The organism is Mariniflexile ostreae (genome assembly GCF_042427585.1).
In the GTDB taxonomy this organism is placed as follows: Bacteria; Bacteroidota; Bacteroidia; order Flavobacteriales; family Flavobacteriaceae; genus Pseudalgibacter; species Pseudalgibacter ostreae.
The window spans coordinates 1-2,724 of record NZ_JBHMFC010000045.1 but is presented as its reverse complement, the minus strand read 5'-3'; the positions used below and the strand labels follow the sequence as shown (position 1 = coordinate 2,724).

2 protein-coding genes are annotated in these 2,724 nt (G+C 31.5%); both read left to right on the top strand.

Annotated elements, in window-relative coordinates:
• Positions 1-119 precede the first annotated feature (119 nt).
• On the top strand, positions 120-1,490 hold the full coding sequence (locus ACFFU9_RS10335; protein ID WP_379861360.1) for a site-specific integrase: 1,371 nt from the start codon (positions 120-122) through the stop codon (positions 1,488-1,490).
• A 449-nt stretch (positions 1,491-1,939) separates the two neighbouring features.
• Positions 1,940-2,089: a hypothetical protein gene (locus tag ACFFU9_RS10330; protein WP_379861359.1), complete on the top strand. Its 150-nt coding sequence runs from the start codon at positions 1,940-1,942 to the stop codon at positions 2,087-2,089.
• The last annotated feature ends 635 nt before the right edge of the window (positions 2,090-2,724 follow it).

Genomic DNA, 2,724 nt, shown 5'->3' with positions numbered 1-2,724 from the left:
GAAGCAATAAATTGGCTATGGATAGTAATGAATCTGGGAGCATAAATATTTTTGATTCAAAGTTCTTTCTTTTTTAGTTACTCCACAACTTTTTGCGTTGACCCTTTAAAACCAAAGTTATGCGTACTTCAAAAACATTTTCCATCCAATTCTGGATGGATACAAAGAAATCCAAAAAAAGTGAGGGTTTAATCTATGCCAGAATTAATGTAGATCAAAAAAGATTAAGCATTAGTTTGAAAAGAAAGTTGGCAATTAAACAATGGGATTCTAAAAACCAGAAACACTTAGGTGCCTCGCAAACCGCTAAAGAATTCAATCGCTATTTAGATTTGTCTAAATCCAAACTCTTCAGATGTTATCAAGAACTGCGGGATAATGGAGAAGAGGTAACTAGCAAAGCCATTAAAAATCTCTTTCTAAATGAAGAATCGAATGGATACACACTTCATGAGCTTATCAATTATCATTCGATAAAAATTGAAAACACCCATGCGATTGGTTCTATCAGAAATTTTAAAGTGACTGAAGGTTATATTGCTCGATTTCTGAAGAAAAAGCGAATCGACGATATCTCTCTTTCAAAATTAAATTTCGAGTTTTTGTGTGATTTTGAAAATTTTCTTAACGCGTACTATCCAAAAGGTCATCCAAAGGCAATGAGCCATAATACCGTCACAAAGCATATTCAACGATTACGAAAAATAGTAACACTAGCCTATAATTTGGAATGGATAAAAGATGACCCATTCCGAAGATGGAAATCGACCTTTGATAAAGTGGATAGAGAATTTTTATCCGATAGTGAACTCGCCAGACTAGCAACACATCATTTTAAAATTGACCGTTTAGACCGTGTTAGAGATCTTTTTGTGTTCAGTAGCTATACAGGAATTGCTTTTGTAGATATAAGGAATTTGACAAATCAAAATGTTTGGATAGGAGATGATAATGGTAATAAATGGATAACCACAACTAGACAAAAAACAAATTGTAAGGTGAAAATTCCATTATTATTTCGTGCTGAGAAAATTCTAAACAAATATGATGGACACCCAGTAACTGAGATTTCAGAAACACTCTTGCCTAAGATTACAAATGAAAAGGCAAATCTATACTTAAAAGAAATAGCTGCTGAGGTTGGAATTCAAAAGAACCTGACCTTTCATATGGCACGACACACATTTGCTACAACGGTTGCTTTAAGTAACGGAATGCCTATTGAAACGGTTTCAAAAATCTTGGGGCATACTAAAATTACTACTACTCAAATTTATGCTCGTGTTATGGATCATAAGATAAAATCCGATATGGATGCGGTGCAGAAAAGACTAAATGAAAAAGCGAGGAAATTTGAAGAGGAAAGTGAGCTGAAAAATTTACGTGAAAAAATTGTGGAAGCTGAAAAGACGAAATATGCTAATTTAACAAAGGAGCAATTAATTGAAAAATTAAATGAAGTGCTCAATGAAAAATCAGATACAAATTAAATATAGATTCTTGTTTTTTCAGATTTAAAAAGACACTAGTTAAAGAAAGGTATTCCCATTTTGAAATGGATGAATTTTATCAAATTGTCGTATGGAATTAAAATACAAAAAGTGGGTTTATATGACTAAGGAGGGAATAGCAAGAGGATAACACGCTGCGCGATGTTATAATCATTCCCTTTTTTGTATTAAGTATCTGATATTTAGTTGTTTATACTGTGGTAAAGCAATGTTCGAAAACTCGAATTTGCGCTAAAATTCAGAAAAAGCACCGAAAACCCACATGAATACTACAATACATTATCCTAATTTTTAAAATTTATCATTATGAGTAAGAATTTTTCAAGAATTAATTTTCACAATGAAACTGTCGAAAGATTTAAGAATTTCGCATCGGAGAAGAATGAAAATTATACGGAAACTGTTTATCCATCTTAATAAATAAAAGAATGGATGCTGTTGAAAGTATTTTAAGAGAGATTGAAAAGCGAGATCTAATACCTACTAGAAAAATGCTCGAAAGTCTTTTTGTTAAACAAAAACCTGAAAAGGTTTTAAGAGAGGTTAAATATGTTGAACGTCTATCTTTGGGTAAATAAGGTTAAAAGATTTAATTAAATTTACCCCAAAAACAATTTATAGGTTTGTTTGGTAGATGTTGGGGCTTGCAGCGCTGCGCTCGCTAACTTTTTTTTAAGTTCAATGGTGGTTATGTAATATAATCTATAAAATTATAAATTATAGTTAGCAAAGATTTGGCAAAAAAACCTATTTACTGCCAAATCTTTGAAATGTTTTGTAATTAAAAAAGGACAGATGAACTAAATTTACCTTTGATTATGCAAAGGTAAATATTACTTTTTTAAATTTTTACCTACATCGGGACGTGACATTCAATCGCCATTTAGGCTAACATTTTAAAAATCCGAAGATTGCCCAACGTTCGAAACCAACAGCTTTAAATCTTCGGCTTTTTAAAACGCCACCTACGGAAACAAATCCGCCAACACCTATAAGTGATGAGACTAGGATAAATTTACATGATTAATCATTACAAAGATTCGGCAGTAAAATAGTATATTGCCGAATCTTTGATTTTAACTATATTTGTAAAAAGAGATATATTATCATAACGAAGTGATTTAAACTTTTTTTAAAAAAAATGAGAAGGGTTGTGGATATTTGTGTTGCGAAACATAAATAACTAAATCACAACCCTATATGTACTCAGTAC

What these genes read in the sequence shown, in the direction of transcription:
- ACFFU9_RS10335 (WP_379861360.1), top strand. Translation starts at nt 120, where the DNA reads ATGCGTACTTCAAAAACATTTTCCATCCAATTCTGGATGGATACAAAG.
- ACFFU9_RS10330 (WP_379861359.1), top strand. Translation starts at nt 1,940, where the DNA reads ATGGATGCTGTTGAAAGTATTTTAAGAGAGATTGAAAAGCGAGATCTA.